This window comes from Mangrovivirga halotolerans (assembly GCF_026241165.1).
In the GTDB taxonomy this organism is placed as follows: Bacteria; Bacteroidota; Bacteroidia; order Cytophagales; family Cyclobacteriaceae; genus Mangrovivirga; species Mangrovivirga halotolerans.
Genome location: NZ_JAPFQN010000005.1, coordinates 242,375 through 260,898 on the forward strand (window position 1 = coordinate 242,375; position 18,524 = coordinate 260,898).

General features: G+C 33.8%; 14 protein-coding genes. 3 read left to right on the forward strand and 11 right to left on the reverse strand.

Annotated features, from left to right (window positions below; translation table 11 throughout):
* Window positions 1-44 precede the first annotated feature (44 nt).
* From OO013_RS08935 to OO013_RS08955, 5 genes are read right to left on the reverse strand one after another with little or no spacing between them, the layout of a single operon-like run.
* Window positions 45-1,379, reverse strand: a complete 1,335-nt coding sequence (locus OO013_RS08935; protein WP_266056455.1) for a DUF58 domain-containing protein — start codon at window positions 1,377-1,379, stop codon at window positions 45-47.
* Window positions 1,379-2,398, reverse strand: coding sequence for an AAA family ATPase (locus OO013_RS08940; RefSeq protein WP_266056456.1), 1,020 nt, complete (start codon window positions 2,396-2,398; stop codon window positions 1,379-1,381). The genes OO013_RS08935 and OO013_RS08940 overlap by 1 nt, the downstream gene beginning before the upstream one ends.
* A 3-nt stretch (window positions 2,399-2,401) precedes the next feature.
* Window positions 2,402-3,610 carry a DUF4350 domain-containing protein gene (locus tag OO013_RS08945; protein ID WP_266056457.1) on the reverse strand — a complete coding sequence of 403 codons (1,209 nt, stop codon included), beginning with the start codon at window positions 3,608-3,610 and terminating at the stop codon, window positions 2,402-2,404.
* Window positions 3,591-4,280 (reverse strand): hypothetical protein, encoded by a 690-nt coding sequence (locus OO013_RS08950; RefSeq protein ID WP_266056458.1) that lies wholly within the window; start codon window positions 4,278-4,280, stop codon window positions 3,591-3,593. The genes OO013_RS08945 and OO013_RS08950 overlap by 20 nt, the downstream gene beginning before the upstream one ends.
* Entirely contained in the window at window positions 4,277-6,097 is a 1,821-nt protein-coding gene (locus tag OO013_RS08955) for a stage II sporulation protein M (RefSeq protein ID WP_266056459.1), read from the reverse strand. The genes OO013_RS08950 and OO013_RS08955 overlap by 4 nt, the downstream gene beginning before the upstream one ends.
* A gap of 30 nt (window positions 6,098-6,127) precedes the next feature.
* Between OO013_RS08955 and OO013_RS08960 the strand changes: the two genes are divergently transcribed.
* Window positions 6,128-6,862 carry an RDD family protein gene (locus OO013_RS08960; protein ID WP_266056460.1) on the forward strand — a complete coding sequence of 245 codons (735 nt, stop codon included), beginning with the start codon at window positions 6,128-6,130 and terminating at the stop codon, window positions 6,860-6,862.
* 9 nt (window positions 6,863-6,871) lie between these two features.
* On the opposite strand, the gene OO013_RS08965 is transcribed toward OO013_RS08960, so the two are convergent.
* Both OO013_RS08965 and OO013_RS08970 read right to left on the reverse strand, forming a co-directional pair.
* Complete coding sequence (locus OO013_RS08965) at window positions 6,872-8,014, reverse strand: TlpA disulfide reductase family protein (RefSeq protein WP_266056461.1); 1,143 nt, start codon at window positions 8,012-8,014, stop codon at window positions 6,872-6,874.
* A 42-nt stretch (window positions 8,015-8,056) separates the two neighbouring features.
* Window positions 8,057-9,160, reverse strand: coding sequence for an alanine racemase (locus tag OO013_RS08970; RefSeq protein WP_266056462.1), 1,104 nt, complete (start codon window positions 9,158-9,160; stop codon window positions 8,057-8,059).
* A gap of 65 nt (window positions 9,161-9,225) precedes the next feature.
* On the opposite strand from OO013_RS08970, the gene OO013_RS08975 reads away from it, so the two are divergent.
* Both OO013_RS08975 and OO013_RS08980 read left to right on the forward strand, forming a co-directional pair.
* Window positions 9,226-10,002, forward strand: a complete 777-nt coding sequence (locus tag OO013_RS08975) for a type III pantothenate kinase (RefSeq protein ID WP_266056463.1) — start codon at window positions 9,226-9,228, stop codon at window positions 10,000-10,002.
* A 161-nt stretch (window positions 10,003-10,163) separates the two neighbouring features.
* A complete protein-coding gene (locus tag OO013_RS08980) occupies window positions 10,164-10,472 on the forward strand; it encodes an isoamylase early set domain-containing protein (RefSeq protein WP_266056464.1) in 309 nt (102 codons plus the stop codon).
* 32 nt (window positions 10,473-10,504) lie between these two features.
* Here OO013_RS08980 and OO013_RS08985 read toward each other — a convergent pair whose 3' ends face one another.
* From OO013_RS08985 to OO013_RS09000, 4 genes are read right to left on the reverse strand one after another with little or no spacing between them, the layout of a single operon-like run.
* Window positions 10,505-12,910, reverse strand: a complete 2,406-nt coding sequence (locus OO013_RS08985; protein ID WP_266056465.1) for a DUF3536 domain-containing protein — start codon at window positions 12,908-12,910, stop codon at window positions 10,505-10,507.
* Entirely contained in the window at window positions 12,911-14,845 is a 1,935-nt protein-coding gene (gene glgB / locus OO013_RS08990) for a 1,4-alpha-glucan branching protein GlgB (protein WP_266056466.1), read from the reverse strand. It abuts the gene before it with no gap.
* A complete protein-coding gene (locus OO013_RS08995; RefSeq protein WP_266056467.1) occupies window positions 14,835-16,475 on the reverse strand; it encodes a maltokinase N-terminal cap-like domain-containing protein in 1,641 nt (546 codons plus the stop codon). Before OO013_RS08995 ends, glgB begins: the two co-directional genes overlap by 11 nt.
* Window positions 16,475-18,427: an alpha-1,4-glucan--maltose-1-phosphate maltosyltransferase gene (locus tag OO013_RS09000; protein ID WP_266056468.1), complete on the reverse strand. Its 1,953-nt coding sequence runs from the start codon at window positions 18,425-18,427 to the stop codon at window positions 16,475-16,477. The genes OO013_RS08995 and OO013_RS09000 overlap by 1 nt, the downstream gene beginning before the upstream one ends.
* Window positions 18,428-18,524 lie beyond the last annotated feature (97 nt).

Here is an 18,524-nt window from a genome sequence, read left to right on the forward strand (position 1 = left end):
AGGAACATTATATGCTATTTAAAAAAGCCTTTATTTTTATTTGTTTAGATCAAACCTTTTGCTTTCAATTCCAAGTATTTATTTAAAGTATTGATGCTCAGGTCTTGTGGACGTGTGTAAATTGTTTGAATTCCAAGATGCTGAAGTTCTTTGATCATAAGCTTTTTTTCCATTGCTAATTCACCAGCAACTACCTTATAATAAATTTCCCGAAGGTTGTGAGCATCTTCAGTTGCAAAATTTGTTGTTTCCTCATTTTCAAAAATTACTACTATCAACAAATGTAACTTTGATAGTTTTCGAAGCACTGGCAGAACTCTCTCTATGGTGTATTTACTTTCGAAATTGGTGTAAAGCATCAACATGCTTCGATGCTTAATTACTTTTCTGATATTTTGATATAATAACTCAAAATCTGCTTCAGTAGTGTCTTGTTCTAAAGAATAAAGCACTTCATTAATCCTTCTAAGCTGAATAGAATTTTTATCAGCTTTAATAATAGCTCCCTGGTGAGCTGAAAAAGTGACCAAACCTGCCTTATCGTTTTTTTGAATTGCAGCATTTGAAAGAATTAAGGATGCATTTACAGCATAATCTGTCAAAGACATTTTATTAAATGGCATATACATCGCCCTGGATCTGTCAATAATTGAGTAAATCTGCTGAGACTTCTCTTCTTCGTAATGATTTACCTTAAGCTTGCCAGTTCGACCTGTAGCCTTCCAATTGATCTTTTTAATTTCATCTCCTTGTACATAATCTTTTATTTGCTCAAATTCTGTACTTTGCCCAATTCTTCTTATTCTTTTTATTCCTTCAAACATTTGAAGAGATTGAATGGAATGCAGGTTATATTTTTTAAGATCGATTACAGAAGGGTAGGCAGGAACTGTTTCTGAAAGTGGGAGAGTAATCCTCTTGGTAAATAATTTTAGTGGACTATTTACAAAAAGCCTTAAATCGCCAAACTCATATTTCCCTCTTTCTACTATATGTAAACTATATGTTTTTGTGAGATGATCCAGCCCCCCAAAATCATAATTAAACCTGAGATTACGCTCCTGACATTTAATTGGTACCTCATCAATAAAATAGCCATTCAATTTTCGTTCAATGGTCTTAGAAAGATGTATTCTAACCTTATTATCATTCCCGAGAGACAGAACTTTTGCATGCGATCTTCTAGCTGAAAAATACTGATCTTGATACCTTTTAAAAAGCAGAATTATATCTATAGAAGAGATAAGGAGTAGTAGTCCTAACATTACGAAACCCCCAATATATAAAACCGGGAAAAAGAATGATAGAAAGAACACTCCTGTGATCCCCAAAAGAATCAGGTAAAAAGGAGAGTTGATAAATAGTTTTTTAAGGAACATTACCTTGGCACCTCTATTTCTTCGACAATATTTTTAATTACTTCTTTGCTATCTACACCTTCGAGTTCTTTTTCAGGAGTCAATACCACTCTGTGATTTAAAACAAAAGGAGCGACATACATTATATCCTCAGGAATAACAAAACTTCTACCTTTTAAAGCAGCTGTAGCTTTAGAAGACTTTAATATTGATAAAGAAGCCCTTGGAGAAGCCCCCAAATACAAATCATGATGATTTCTGGTATTATAAACTATAGAAGCGATATAATTAATCAACTGATCTTTAATATGAACTTCTTCTACCAGCTTTTGAAATTCAGTTATATCAGATTTCTCAAGTATAGTATTTATTTCGGTTTTACTTTCTTTATTAAAATCATCCTTGAATTTATTGAGTATAGTTATCTCATCTTCAAGGTTTGGATAGGTCATATTAACCTTAAAAAGAAACCTGTCTAATTGAGCTTCTGGCAACTTATAAGTTCCTTCCTGTTCAATAGGATTTTGAGTAGCAAGAACCATAAAAGGAAATTCCATCTTATAAGTCATTCCATCTACCGTGATCTGTCTCTCTTCCATCACCTCAAAAAGCGCCGCCTGGGTTTTTGCTGGAGCCCTGTTAATTTCATCGATAAGTACTACCTGAGAAAACAACGGCCCTTTTTTAAATTCAAATTCTGATTTACCCATATTGAAAATAGAGGTCCCTAAAACATCAGAAGGCATCAAGTCAGGTGTGAATTGTATCCTACTAAATTCTGCATCAATAGCCTTAGATAGAAGCTTGGCACTCATAGTTTTAGCAATACCAGGAAATCCTTCCAACAACAAATGTCCACCACTAAATAGTGCGATCACATATAGTTCTACTAGTTCTTCCTGTCCGACGACTAGTTTGCCAATTTCATTTTTTAGCAATTGAACTTTGTCACTCAGGTGTATATACTTTTCTTCGTTGCTATTTTCAATTTCACTTGAGCTCGACAACGGCTCGTTTTCTTCAATTCTATTCTCTTCCATATTCTACAGTTCCTTTTTATAGAAAGTTTGTATTAAATTATATATGTCTATTAATTCGTTATCTGTTACCGATTTTTTGTAATTCAAATTTTCAATTTTCTGAAAAATGGATTCAATTAACGTACTATCAACCCCGGATTTCATAGTAAGTTTCTTTATAAAATCATCATCGATCTTTGAAGTATTCAGATTATAGCGCGACCTGATATGTTCATAAAACACTTTATATAGTTTTTGAAAGATCACATAAGAATCAGCTTTCTGAAAATATAGTTCCCCTACAAGTTTAACGTGATTTAGAGTCCTGTTCTCTTTATCCGGAATAACGGGAATCACTCGTTGTTTTCTTTTGGAAACATAGAAAAGATATATTATCGCTGTGGCGAGAAAAACATACCAGGCAGTTGACAAATGCTTATTTGAAAGAACGAAACTCAAAGGGTTAGAACTGTTTTGATCTGTATCTATAAATTCCTCATTTTTATAAAGATTGGTGAAATATCTGTCTAAATATATTTTTTCACCTGCCAGTTCATTAGTGAGGAATTTTGCAGTTTGAAATTTCTTATTCGCCAAATAGTAGTTCGAAAATGCTATAGGAGTGTTAATAAAAATGAATTTACCTTTTCCATAAGGAATCTTAAAAGCAATTGGCCCTTCATCAACATATAATAATGGAGATAAATAATCAACATTATAATCTTGTAAAATTCTTACTTCATTGGATAAAACCGGGTCCCCAAATTTATCATACTTAACAAATATCTCCGAATAACTCTCGTTACTTACCGTATACCGGGATAACCTCTCATTGCTGAAATAATATAATTCATACCCCATTTCTGCTTCGAGTGAATCAAGGATGTCAGATGGATTGGAATAAGTCGCGATTAAAGCGGTAGCTCCTTTATTAACTGCACTAAAGAACTTTGGAAGTTGTTTATTACTTTCTGCGATATGATTACCGATAATAACGTATGCCGAAGTACTGTCAAAGGCACGGTCTGCATTTCTGACATCGACATATTCAACTGACTTTTCATTAATCGTTTCCAGCCATTCTTTATAAATTTTAAGGTCATAGGGATTTTCACCTTCCCAGTAATAGCTTTCTGTCCAGTGATGTGTATTGGAAAGAGCATTCATTACAAAAAGCAGAGCTACTATACCTAAAAATACCGCTATGATTATATTAACCAGGTTGTCTCTCATTTAATTCTTTTAGCAGGTTGTTGAACTTTCCTTTTTCATGGATGTATTTATTTACATCTATCGGGTATTCTCCATACCAGTATTTCTCAAAAATCAATGTTATCTTCCTAAAATCTGATTTTATTTCCTGATCCTTAATTTCATTTAAAAACTGGTGATTTGTTTTATCTTTTTTCCAAATTATATATTCATTCTCAGCAAGAATTCTAATAACCCATTGATATAATAATCTTAAAGAATAAGCATAATTACCTTCATCCTCTGCTTGTTTGATCAACTGATCAAAATCAAGTGTCATTGTTTTTTCAGTGATTTCTTCATCAGATAAAATGGTAACTGCCCGATCATTTTTAACATTAGATTTACCACTATTACTGACAAGCCAAATCAATAATGATAAAATGATACCTATACCGATAATTATCAAAGCAACTTTAAAAACCGGGCCGGCATTATTAAACCAGCTTCCTGTACCAGGATCAATGTTTATATTCTTCTTTTGATCATTATTGTCTTTCTCAACTTCTTTTTCTTGAAATTTATAGTTGACTCCCTTTGACACCTCTTCCAGATCGTCCTGATCAAGAATTAGAGTGTCCTGTGCTTTTAGAGAAGTAATACTTATTAAAGCTGAAAAAATAAAAAAATAAAAAATCCCGGTTTTACTCATCCCTCGTTTCTGATTAAGCTATGAATTTTATCACGTAAGCCATTTGATTCTGTTATCTCTCTATAAGAATAAAATACCTGTAATTGTAAAAAAAAGAATAAGGTTGAAATAATAGCAACTTTAAACAGGTCTATACTTAGTAAATATATTGAATTAAAAATTTCATAACTTTCAAATTGCTCAAAATGCATACTTATTAAATAATTCACAAAAGATTCTGCCCCAAGTAGAAAATCTATTAAATATAAAATTACATATGAAAAGAATAACCAGCTAAGTCCTACTAATAGAACTGATGTAAAATTATATCTAAGTACTTTAAATCCTGACCCTATCATTTCAAAAAAACTATAATCACCGGATGCAGAAGCGAAAACAGGAATGATCAGAAGTGGGAAAATTATTATTCCCGCAAAAGCTATAAGATGAAAGTTAAAAGTTAGCAGAACACATATTATTGAAAATGCAATTAAACAATGTAGAAAAACCTGAACTGGCTTGATTTTGAGATTCAAATTACGATATACCAATTTTTGTGAGTAGTAGCCTATAAATGAAGTTGTAAGGACAAAAACTAGAAGCCATATTATGTTTAACTCTTCAAAGCGAGCCACCAGGGTACTGGAATAATAATAGTTATAAATAGAGAAAAAGTCATTCTTTAAAACTTGGTCTATATTAAGAATTGCCCATGTTAATCCAGAAATTATAAAAACAAGTAAAGAATAGGCTATTATTAATTTCTTAAAATTTGTCTTTACCAGATAAAAAGAATCAGTAATAATTAGACCTGGGCTTTTAATCTGGTTTTTAAGTTTAAATTCATGGTTAGTAGTTAAAGGAACTTCAATTTTTTCTTCCTTTAGCTGTGATGTTTTATTTAAAAACCAAGGATACACTATAAAATAACCTATCATCAATATTGCACAAACGAGAATAAACAATAACCTAAAGGCAATAGGTGTATCGTCAAACCTGGTTATAAAACTCTCGATAAAAGCTGCTATAAAAACAAACGGAGCAGTTCCAACAATGATTTTGGTAGATCTTTTTGCCTGGATTAAAAAGGACTGCAACCTTGAATAAGTTCCAGGAAACATCCATCCTTTACCTAAGACCAAACCAGCAGCACCAGCTAAAACTATACATGAAATCTCAATGGTACCATGAACCCAGATTGTTGAAAAGGATTCCCAGAACAATCCTTTTTCAATGAAAAAGTATTGAAATGATCCAATCATTATTCCATTATAAAGAAGAATAATAAAAGTACCTATTAAAGAAAAAATCCCAAAGAGATAAGTTTTGGCCATAACCATGATGTTATTAAAACTAATCCCAACAAACATGGAAAGTTCATTTGAATCTTTATAAACACCCATAGGATCTCCGGCAGCAATATTTTCTTCTGTCATAGAAACATATTCCGGACCAAGAATTTGCTGTACAAAATCAGGTTGATAATGAGCACAAAATGCACCAACCATAAAAAACATCCAGAACAAAATAAAGGAAGCTAAAACTTCTTTTCTCGAATTCCACATAGTTTGTGGAAGATCAAATTTCCAAAAATTCAGGAATCTGTTCATTCCTGTTTTTTTGTTCTTATTGAGGCTGTGGTAAAGTTTCTGGCTTATATTATTAAGATAGACCCGAATCATCCGATTTGGATAATGAGATCTGGAATAGCTCAAATCATCAGTAATTTCAATATAAAGCTTGTGAAATTCATCAGGATTTGAACCTGAAGTTTTCGATAACCTTTCAAAATACTGCCACTTTTCTTTATTTTGTCTGATAAACTCCGATTCGCGCATGGGTCGAAGATACACTAATTAGACATAAAAATGCAAACGATAGAAATTAATACCAGTCAAAATGTTATCATAAGATATGAGCTGGCGGGAGCTAAATACCGAATTATAAGCTACTTAATTGATATCTTAATAATTTCTATTGGTCTCGGTCTGCAATTTGCGATTCTTAATGCTGCGATAGGAAAATATATGGAAGAAGTATTTTTGGCCTTCCTTTTTCCTCAAGCGGTTTTTTACAGTTTATTCTTTGAAATAATACTTAATGGCCAAACTCCTGGAAAAAAAATATTAAAGATTCAAGCAGTGAAAATAACTGGTGAACAAGCCTCATGGGGAGATTATTTTTTAAGATGGGCTTTAAAACCTGTTGATGTTATATTAACACTTGGATCTATAGCAATATTATCAATTACATCTACTAAATATGCTCAAAGATTAGGAGATATTGCTGCCAACACAACAGTAATCAAATTATCTCCTAAGTATAATATTTCTCTTGATGATATTTTAAAACTATCGGATAGATCAAATTACGAACCTATGTTCCCCCAGGTAACATCATTGAATGATGATTATGTACTTGCTCTTAAAGAAATTAAGGAAAGAACAAATCAGTACAATAATGATGTAAACAGAAAATTATATCAGGAAATGGTAGATGATTTGGTGAGCAGACTCGAAATAAAAAGAAACGAACTCAAATTCAGAAATAAAGATGAGTTCGTTTCAAAAATTATTGATGACTATGTTTCTCTGACCAGGTAATCAGAAAAATTAGATTTCTTTTCGGAATATCTCTTCAAGTTTTTCATTTAAGCTTTCCCCACGTAATCCTGATGCAATGATCTTTCCATCAGGATCAATAAGTACAGTATGGGGTATAGAGTTGACTACATATTTTTGTGCAGCTTCATTTCCCCAGCCCTGAAGGTCTGATACGTGAGCCCAGTTAATATTATCTGCCTCGATGGCACTTACCCATGCCTTTTCATTTTGATCTAATGAAACACCAAAAATCTCAAAATCTTCTCCTTTAAATCGGTCATATAATTTCACCATATATGGATTTTCTTTTCTACAAGGACCACACCAGCTTGCCCAAAAATCAATCAAGACATACTTACCTCTGAAATCAGACAAATTAAGTGTATCACCTTCAGGAGTTTCCTGTGATATTTCCGGAGCCATATTTCCTGTTTTTACAACTTGTAATTTTTCCAGACGATCATTCAGGTACTCCATTACCTTTGTGTCCTGCTGAGATGATCCTACTAAACTTACTAAGCTATCTAGTTGCTCGTAATTTTTCCCATACATTAATTCCGTACGTATTAAAAGAGGAGAAATATATGAATCAGGATTTTCATCAATAAAATCTTTTACAAGATCGACTCTTTCATCATAAATTTTTGTTAGCTGATTTCTAATATCATTTTTTTCTTTCTCTGTACCAATACTATCAGCCCGATAATACTCTCTTATCAGGGAATCGTATGTTTCAGCTTTATAATTATTTTTTGTATCCTGAAATGTTATATACTCATTATGGATCTCGGATCCTTTTACTTCAATTGATTTTTCCCTGTTTCTGGGATCAATAAATATATCTATTGTATCAGGAGTTAGAATTATATGATTAAATCGAAGGTTTTGTTTACCAATCTGAATACCTACAGCTTCCGGTCCTTTCCAATCTAATACAAAATTAAACTTACCGGAATCAAGCATTACTGAATCAATGGCCCCGTCTCCTGGATTTATGCTGGAATAGAGATAAACCATTTCCCTGTCACCTACATTCATCACAGAACCATTCAGCACTAGCTGATCATTTACTGTTTCTTCTGATTCTTCTTTATTGTTACATGAAAAAAGAATGAAAACAGATAGTAAAAAATAAAAGTATTTTAAATTCATAATAATATTGCAGTTAATTTAATTTCTATTCCTAAATATAGATTAATTATAGTAATGTCCCAGATCTGAAACATTAAAACGCTCAATTCTACCTCCATTAAATTCATAATAACACCCCATAGCTGAAGCTGTATGGCATGAATGAACTGGTAATATACCTATTACATCTCCAGGTGATGGCAAATCGTGTTCTTCAGCCCATCTAATGACGCCATGTTCCTGGGAAAGTTTATAAACGTTTCCTACTATATCCACATCCCAATTACTGTCATTGATCTTTACTACCTTACCATAGCAATCTTCATCTCCGGGAAGATAATCCTTAGCTAAATGTACCGCTCCTCCATATGAAATAACTCTCCTTGAATCTTCGTATACCGCAACAACAGGTGATGAAAGACAAATAGCGATATCATTTAATTTGCACGCCTCATAAGTATGTTGCATTAAATCATAGAAAACGAAATTACCAGGGCGCAATTCATCTACCTCTTCAAAATAATCAAATGATGAACAAGAAGGCGTATCACCATAAGACACTTTGATATCTTCGCTATATTGTCTTAGGATTGATTTTAATTCTTTAATTATCTTTATTGCCTCAATATGCTTTTTTTCTTGTTGATCAACATCGTTAATATAAAGGTCTCCTTTATGGATCATTAATCCCTTAAAGTTTAAATACCGATGTTCATTAACTCTTTTTATTACTTCAATGGCTTGATCCTTATTTTTATAATCTATTCCACTTCTGTAATAATTTATATCTGTTTCTATCCATACATCAATTTCAGATTTTGCTTCTTCCATCAACTGATCCAAAACTTTAATATCAGAGATACAAATGCCCAGTCTGATTCTACTACCTAGATCATTTATTAACTTCATTTCCCTGAGGTTGACTGGAAAAGCGATCAAAATGTCTTTCCATCCGTACCTTGCAAAATATTCTGCCATTTGGGGAGAAGAAACTGCTATTTTATTTACTCCTAATTCACGTATCCAATCTCCAATTTCAACTGATTGATGAGTCTTAAAATGAGGCCTAAGGTCCTTTTTGAGGTTAGAAGCCTTTTGCTTCATTCTTTTGACATTATTTATAACCTTTTCTTTATCTACCAGAAGTGCGGGATAATCGAATTTCATAGCATTATTATTTATCATAAAGTAAGCTCATTAAATATAAATTACCTTTATTTGTGTCCAAAATTATGAAGACACTATTATCGATCGATATTGGTAACTCAGACATGGTTGTCGGTTTATGGAGAGACGACAAAATAGAATTCATTTGGAGGACTCCTTCTTCTAAAGAGAAAAACCCGGAAGCCTTTCAAATGATATTCCGTGAATGGCTCCTTGAATCTGATATAAAAATCAGTGAAGTTGATTCGATCTCATTAAGTAGTGTAGTCCCGGAATTATCTGATACAATCAGCGCCGCTGTAAAAGGATTATTTGAAATTAATCCCTTGATTATTGGCCCTGATGTCTATAAAAAGATCCCGATTTCAACAGAAAGACCGACTGAGATAGGATCAGACCTGATGTGTAATGCTTTGGCCGCATACATCAGGGCAGGAAGAAAAGCATGTATAGTGGTAGATTTTGGTACCGCTTTAACATTCACCTCTGTAAATAATGATGGCAGTGTGGCAGGAGTTGCAATAGCTCCTGGTTTAAAAACTGCGATCAAAGCACTTACTCAAAATACAGCTAAATTACCTGAAGTCCCTCTTGAGATGCCATCATCTGTTCTGGGTAAAAATACGGTACATGCAATTCAAGCTGGAATCCTTAGTGGATATACCGGCCTTGTTGAAAAAATGGTTTATTTGATCAAAGATGAACTCAAAACTCCCATGAACGTCTATGCAACAGGTGGTTTATCCTCTATTTTATCACCGTTAAAAGATAGTTTTGATATAGTTGATGTAAATCTTACTCTCGATGGCCTCCGTCTGATGAATTATTTTTACGAAAAATAAAACCGTAATCGTTTGATTTACAGCTGGATTATCTTTTTATCAATTTTTCATTAATTTCTTTTAATAAATTTCAATTTTTAAGTTATCAATCTATTAAAAATACAGTTAAGGGTTGAAATAATTAAAATTTGATGGTTCTTTGAATAAAAATTCAATCCATCATGAGTATCAAAAAGCAGTATTTAAAGAGCAAGCCTGAATGTAAAGTAACTTTTTTAATTCCTAAGGAATTAGGTAAAGGTGCACAAACCGCAAGTATCGTAGCAGATTTTGCAGATTGGGACAAAGATGCCATCCCGATGAAAAAACTTAAAACAGGTGAATTTAAAGTAGTAAAAAATCTAAAAGCAGGAGGGGAGTACCAGTTCAGATATTTGATCGACGGAAAAAACTGGGAAAACGATCCTGAAGCTGATAAATATGTACCGAATAATTATACTTTTGAAGATAATTCAGTAGTAATTGTATAAAAATAAAGCCCGGTTGGTCCGGGCTTTATTTTTTATTTAACACCTTCCCTTATGCCATCAGGGTTTAAATTTAATTCCTTTGCAAGAGCCTCAATTAAATAAATTTTATCCTGCATAAACGGATCATAGCCTCTTATTAAATTAAATGTGAGGTTTTGTATCTTCTTAAAATTACTTTCCAGTCCAATAGACCTCATCAAAACTATAGATCTTCTTATATCATCGATTAAAGATTCATCCTCAGGCTTCTCTATAAATTCATTTAACATAGATAGAAGCTTATTATTAACTAGTGGATTAAGAATAATATTATTTACTGATACATTCCATTTTATAGCATCCCGAACTGTGCTTTCCAGCTTATTCATATCTAGTTTATAGCTTAGAAAGATCTTCTTTAATTCACTTTGAACTACACCTTCTATATTCCTTTGTAATGCTAATGGGATATGCAGACCACTGTTTTTCATTACGTTAAGTAAATTATAGTTTCTTTCATAAATGCGGCGGTATGAAGCCTCGGCCTGACCAATGCTTTCTTCAAGGACTGTATCCAGAAGCTTATTTTGCTCATCTCTGAACATATCGAAGAAACTAAAATTTCTCGATTTGAAATTCGCCCTTATAATGTCTATCGTTTTGGAAAGATTACCTTTATTAAATTCATTTCTAATTGATTTAGCTACCTTATCGAAAGATTCATCATCCAACTTATTAGAAGAACTACCGAATAACTGGTGTTGCCCCAGATATACTATCACAAACCAGAATACCTTTTCACTTTGAGTTACTTTACTAACTACTTTGGTTTTTCCGAGTGCCAATTTCTGGATTCCTGCTTCATATCTTTTATAGATCTCACTTTCACAATCATAGTTTAAAACAGAAAGCATTGCAGGATTATCCGCAAAAAGGGAGTTTACCGCATAATGAAGACCAATATTCGTTAATGTAAGCCTTCCGCTTCTTACATGATTTTCATAAATATCCTTTCCAGATCCGTATGCTTCAATATTACTTTTTGCAACACCAAGTCTTTTAGCGAATTCTTTTTCAAGCTTTATTTTAGCTTCACTTTCTGCTAATTGAATAGCACGGTCAGCATATTGAAGTATCTGAACAGTTTCAATGCCTGATAATTCATCAAAGAACCAACCGCAACTTGTAAACATCAACAGGCTTTGTCTTTGAAGTTCTAAAAGCCTTAATAAATGAGTTTTTTCCTTTTGATCTATTGGTATTCTTTCTACATGTTTACTAATGAATCTATCTACCGAACTTTTAGACCGATCTAATAAAACTTCAATATATTTATCTCTTAATGTCCATGGATCAGTTTCAAATTTTTTCATTTCGGACTCATAGGCATCGGCTAATTCATCTCTGAGCCAGTTTAATGAATCTCTTAATCCACTTCGCCACTTTTGATTCCACTCAGGATGTCCTCCGGTGCTACATCCACAATCAGATTTCCATCTTTCAACTCCATGAACACAGCTCCAGGAGCTATCCTCATGAATCTCAACTTCATGAACAGGAGGATTGACATCAAGATATTGTCCGTAATTCGTTAGTTCAATATCCTGTGTTGTTTCAATTTTCCTCAGACAATAAGCCAGAGCCATTTCTCCATAACTATGATGATGACCATAACTTTCGCCATCTGTTGCAACATGAACAAGTTGACTTTCTTTATCACCTTCGTCAAAGGAACTGGTTAAATGCGCAGCGAATTTTTCTCCATCAGACAATAATCCTTTAAAAGCAATTTCTTGTGAACGATCCCCGTCGTAAAAAAATAAATTCATTTTTCGTCCAGATGGCAGATTGATATAGTAAGATTTTCTTGTGTTTATTCCATCCTTCCATTCGGTTTCGCCTTCCTTCCTGAACCTCTTGGCCTGTCGTGGAGCCAGTAAAGTATATTTAATACCATGCTTAGCCATTAGATCCAGAGATTCCAAATCAACAGCAGTTTCTGCCAGCCACATTCCCTCTGGTTTTCTTTTATACCGGTATTCAAAGTCCTGTATACCCCAAATAATCTGCGTTTCTTTGTCCCTGGTATTAGCAAGTGGCATAATGATATGATTATATACCTGGGCCATCGCTGATCCATGTCCATTGAAGCGGGTCATACTTTCTATATCAGCGTCAAGTATACCTTTATAAGTTGAAGGTTCATGTTCTTCCATCCAGGAAAGAAGCGTAGGACCGAAATTGTAACTTATTTTACTGTAGTTATTTACGATATTAATGATCTTACCCTCCTCATCCAGCACCCTTGCTTGTGCATTTGGTGCATAGCATTCAAAATTAATTCTCTCATTCCAATCATGAAATGGAAAAGCAGATTCCTGGACTTCTATTTTCTCCAACCAGGCATTTTCTCTTGGCGGTTGATAGAAATGCCCATGTATACATATATATTTCTTCATTTATTTCTTTCTTAAAATACTAACTCCCAAAGGGGAAAGGTTCAGCTTTAATTTATGCTGATGACCATGGATTTCACCTTTCGATGTTTTCAGGGAGCCTCCATTATACAGGTCACTTCCCCCATACTTTTTGTAATCAGAATTTATTACTTCTTCATATTCTCCTTCATAAGGTACTCCTATTTCATATTTTTCTCTTGGCACAGGAGTGAAATTTATTGCTACAAATAATGTATCCTCCCTGTAATGCCCTTTTCTCATAAATACAATCACTGAATTTGCAGCATCTGTATAATCGATCCACTCGAATCCTTCAGCACTGAATTGCTTTTCATACAGGCCAGGAGAATTCTTGTATAAATTATTAAGATCCTTAACCCATTCAGTTATACCCTGATGATACTTGTGCTCAGTAAGCCACCAATCTAAACTCTTATCATGTTTCCATTCTTCACTTTGGCCAATTTCACCACTCATGAATACTAAATTTGTACCGGGATGAGTGTACATATAGCCATATAAACACCTTAGATTAGCAAACTTTTGCCATTCATCTCCCGGCATTCTTGCTAAAAGTGAACCTTTACCATGGACTACCTCATCATGCGAAAGAGGAAGCATAAAGTTTTCGGTAAAAGCATAAGTCATGCTGAATGTAATCTCATTTTGATGATGTTGCCTGTAAAGAGTATCCTTGCTAAAATATTCCAAAGTATCATTCATCCAACCCATCATCCACTTCATTCCAAAACCAAGACCACCCAGATAGGTAGGCTTGGTCACCATAGGCCAGGAAGTACTTTCTTCAGCAATAGTTTGAACACCTTCAAAATTTGCATAAACAGTTTCATTCATTTCCTTCATGAAATCAATTGCTTCCAGGTTTTCTCTGCCTCCATATTTATTGGGTATCCATTCGCCTTCTTTTCTGGAATAATCCAGGTAGAGCATAGAGGCGACAGCATCTACCCGAAGCCCATCAGCATGAAACTTTTCAAACCAGAAACATGCATTGGAAATAAGAAATGATTTCACTTCACTTCTGCCATAATTAAAAATATAGCTATTCCAATCAGGATGATATCCCTGACGGGGATCTTCATGTTCAAAAAGATGGGTACCATCAAAACGGTGTAGGCCATGCGCGTCATTTGGAAAATGGGAGGGAACCCAATCAAGATAGACCCCTATACCTTCTTTATGGAAGCTATCCATCAGATGCATGAAATCCTGAGGTGTTCCATATCTTGATGATGGCGCAAAATAGCCTGTTACCTGGTAACCCCAGCTACCAAAAAACGGATGTTCCATAACAGGCATAAATTCAACATGGGTAAATCCAAGATCCTTTATGTACGGCACCAAATCTTCTGCTAATTCTTTATATGAAAAAGATCGGTTATTCTCTTCATATTTTCTTTTCCAGGAACCAAGATGTACTTCATACACACTGATTGGACGATCCAGTGAATTGATTTCCTTGCGCTTACTCATCCAATCTTCATCTTTCCATTTATAATCAATATCCCACACTACTGAAGCAGTATTCGGTGGAACTTCCCAAAAAATTGCGAAGGGGTCTCCTTTTTCTAATATTTCTCCTGAGTGTTGATTGTGAATGCGATATTTATAAATAGTTCCTTTATCAATTCCCGGAATAAATCCTTCCCAGATACCAGAACCATCCCATCTGGGAAATAAATAATATTTATCTCCATTCCAGTCATTAAAATCACCAATCACACTTACTTTAGAAGCATTTGGAGCCCATACAGCAAAATAAGCCCCATTCTGGCCCTCACTTTCAATTAATCGGCTACCCAGTTTTTCATATAGCTTAAAATGCTTGCCAGTATTAAATAGACCTATATCAAAATCAGTTAGTAAGGAATATCCCTGAACCTGATTATCTGGTGATTCATGATTATTTTTCATTTTCTTCAATTTTTAATATTTGCATTATTCCCTTTAAAGGGATTATTGCCCAGTCTGGCCTGGCATTCAGTTCATACCCTAGCTCATATACAGCCTTTTCAAGTAAGTGATACTTTAAAAGATATTTTATCTCATCATTATATCCGATATCCAGATTATTTTTAAATGCAATCCGGCAGTATTTATCCATGAATACATTAGTAATCACTCTGAATAATTTTGAACCTAATAGAGAACAATCTTCCTTATTATCCTGATACTTCTCTGATTTGAATAAGGTAGCATAAATTGCATAGTGAAAAGATCGAAACATACCTGCCACATCTTTTAACGGAGATTGTTTTACTTTTCTATCTCTGATAGTACTTTCAGGTTCACCTTCAAAATCTAAAATAAAAAAATCATTATCCGTAAGTAACACCTGACCTAAATGATAATCACCATGTATTCTGATTCTTTTACTATTTAGCTTTAGCTCATCAAATGATAAAATATGCTTAATGATATCAGATTTATGTGCTATAAACTCATGCGCATAATCCAAACCATCTCCCTCGAGCTTATGGAGGTTAGATTCAAGCATATTATACCGATTCTCAAAAATATAAATAAGGCGATTTTTTAACCAGACACTATAATCACCATTGTATGAACGGGGCACAAAATGCCTGTCTATTTTATTCGAAGCTAAGGCGACATGCATTTGGGCAGTTCTCTTCGCCAGGATCTCTATTATATCTAAAAAGTCGTTTCCTATTAATTTTCTATATTCAGCAGGTATAGAAGATGCTTTCATTCTTTTTAAATATTTCAATTTTGGTAATTCTGAAATATTTAAATCGGAAGAAAGAAAATTATCAAAAGCTGTTTCTATCTTTTTTAACATGTAATCCCATCCCTCACCATTATTCGGGATCAGTTCAGTCATTAAAGCTATTGATACAGTAAAATTACCTGAACGCACCCAGGAAACACTTCCCCCATAACTTGGTGCATGAGAAAATTCAGCAAATTCAGATAAAAACCGTACAAGCTCATGATCCGGATTATGATCCATGAACAGCTTCCTGTATATTTTTAAAATATACCTGTCATTATAAATGATAGAGGTATTACTCTGTTCTACATTAAGAAGTTGGCTGTGAATCTTATCATCTTCATCTTCAGTCATTATCTTTCCACCTTCAAAAACAAAGTAATTGTCAACCCCAATATTGATCTGACTTGATTTTATTATATGATTAAAAAGAGCATTTCTGTAATCTTCAAGATATACAGCTTCTACTAAATATCCTGATTTTCCTTCGATCACACATCTTCCTAATATTTGAATATTCTCTTCTTCAGGAAGTTCGGTTACAAAAGAAAGGGGCAACAAATAGGTTTCAGTATATCCAGGTTCGTAAATCACCTCAACTATCACGTGATAATAATATCCAAAGTCTGTTGGTAAGGGTAAAATTCTTTCAATTTTAAAAACTTTTACCGGGGTACTTTTCCCTGCAAACCAACGACGATTTGTAATATACTGAGGCACCCAGTCTTTGATAAAAGCATCACGAAACAAGGGGTCCTTAAAAACCTCTTGCCATTTATGGGTCGTATGTACTGCTCTTACCAAGGTTTCCATTAGTGACTTATTTTTAACAAATGAAAGGGGAGAGATGCGGGATTAAGTTCAACAAAATTCCATTCTTTATCCCATAGATATGAGTTTTCTGATAAAAGATCAGTTACAGTAAAATGATGCCCGGCTTCATAACCGAGAATATCCAGGGGCAATTGTAACCAACCTGATTGTGTATAATGTGGATCCAGATTTACAACCATCAGCAACTGGTCCTTCTTATCATCTGATTCCTTATAGTATGCTATTATTTGTTCGTTATCTACTTCACATTTCCTGTAATTAAAGGTGTCCTGTAACGCAGGATGCACTTTTCTGAACTCATTAATTTTCTTGATGATATGTTTTAATTTTGTATCTATCTTCCACTCCCAGGTTTTCGTTTCATATTTTTCTGAGTTCATGTATTCTTCTTTTCCTGGATAAGCCTCATGAATCATATTTTCAAAAACAGGTCCGTAGATTCCATAATTTGAAGACAATGTTGCAGCCATGAAATAGCGGGTCATAAAATTCGCTGGATAACCACTTTGTAAAGAATATGGATTAATATCCGGAGTATTTGGCCAAAAATTGGGTCGAAAATAGTATTTACCCATCCCATTAACCAATTCGTCCATATACCTTTCTATATCATCTTTATTGTTACGCCATGTATAATAAGTATATGACTGTGTAAAGCCTACTTTTGCTAATTCGTGCATTACCCTGGGTCTTGTAAAAGCCTCAGACAGGAAAATAATATCTGGATATTTACTTTTAACCTCGTTAATAATCCAATGCCAAAATCGATAAGGTTTTGTATGAGGATTATCCACCCTGAATATAGTAATACCAGCATCAATCCAATATTCGAGTATAGAATAAAGCTCTTTCCATAAATTTTTCCAATCATTTGTTTCAAAATTAATTGGTAGGATATCCTGATATTTTTTTGGTGGATTTTCTGCATACTGAACAGAACCATCAGCTCGCCAATTAAACCATTCAGGGTGTTCTTTTACGTAGGGGTGATCAGGAGAACATTGTAAAGCGAAATCCATTGCAACCTCAATTCCATACTTTTGTGCCTCAGATATTAGTTTCTTGAAATCATCTATTGAACCAAGTTCCGGATGCAGAGATTTATGTCCTCCTGTTTCATTACCTATTGCCCACGGACTTCCTACATCATTTTCTTCAGCAGTTACAGTATTATTTTTACCCTTACGGTGAGAAATACCAATTGGATGAATTGGTGGCAGATATAATACATCAAATCCTAATTCAGCTAAATAAGGTAGTCTTTTGATACAATCTTTGAAATTACCATGTGTATCTGAATAGTCGCCTGCTGATCGTGGAAAAAATTCGTACCAGCTACTAAACAAAGCTTTACGCCTGTCAATATAAACTTTCAGATCATTATCATAAACTGTTTTAAACTCCTTTTGGGGATATTTTTTTAATAAGAAAAGTAACTTATCACTCAAAGCATAATCAATAGTCTCCGGGTTTTGACTTCCCTCATTAAATAATTGAATTCCTTTTTCCAGGTATTTCTTTTCACTTTTATTTACACTTTGTAGAATTGCTTTCAGATGCTTCACCCCATCTAATAGTTCTACATTAACAGCTTGGCCATCCTCAACCTTTCGTCGTAATTCAGATTGCCAGTTTAGTGCATGGTCTACCCAACCTTCGAGCTTAAATTCATAAAAACCCTGCTTTTCAGGTAAAAATTCCGCATACCAATGATCGTTTATAACAAAAATCAAAGGAGTTTCTGCCCATGATCTTGAGTTTGTATGTTTATATAATAATGAACCATTTACAACATCGTGACCATCACCGAAAAGATCGCATTCAACTTTTATCTTTTTCCCTACGATACCTTTCGCATAATACTCACCATTATTAATCTCAGGAATTACAGATTCAATAATTACTCTGCTTTGTCCCTTGTAATTTTTCATTATTGACTAGTTAATTTATTAGTATAATATATTATGTTCAATACAAGATAACAATAATAAAAATGCTTTAACACCTATATATAAGTGAATATTTTAC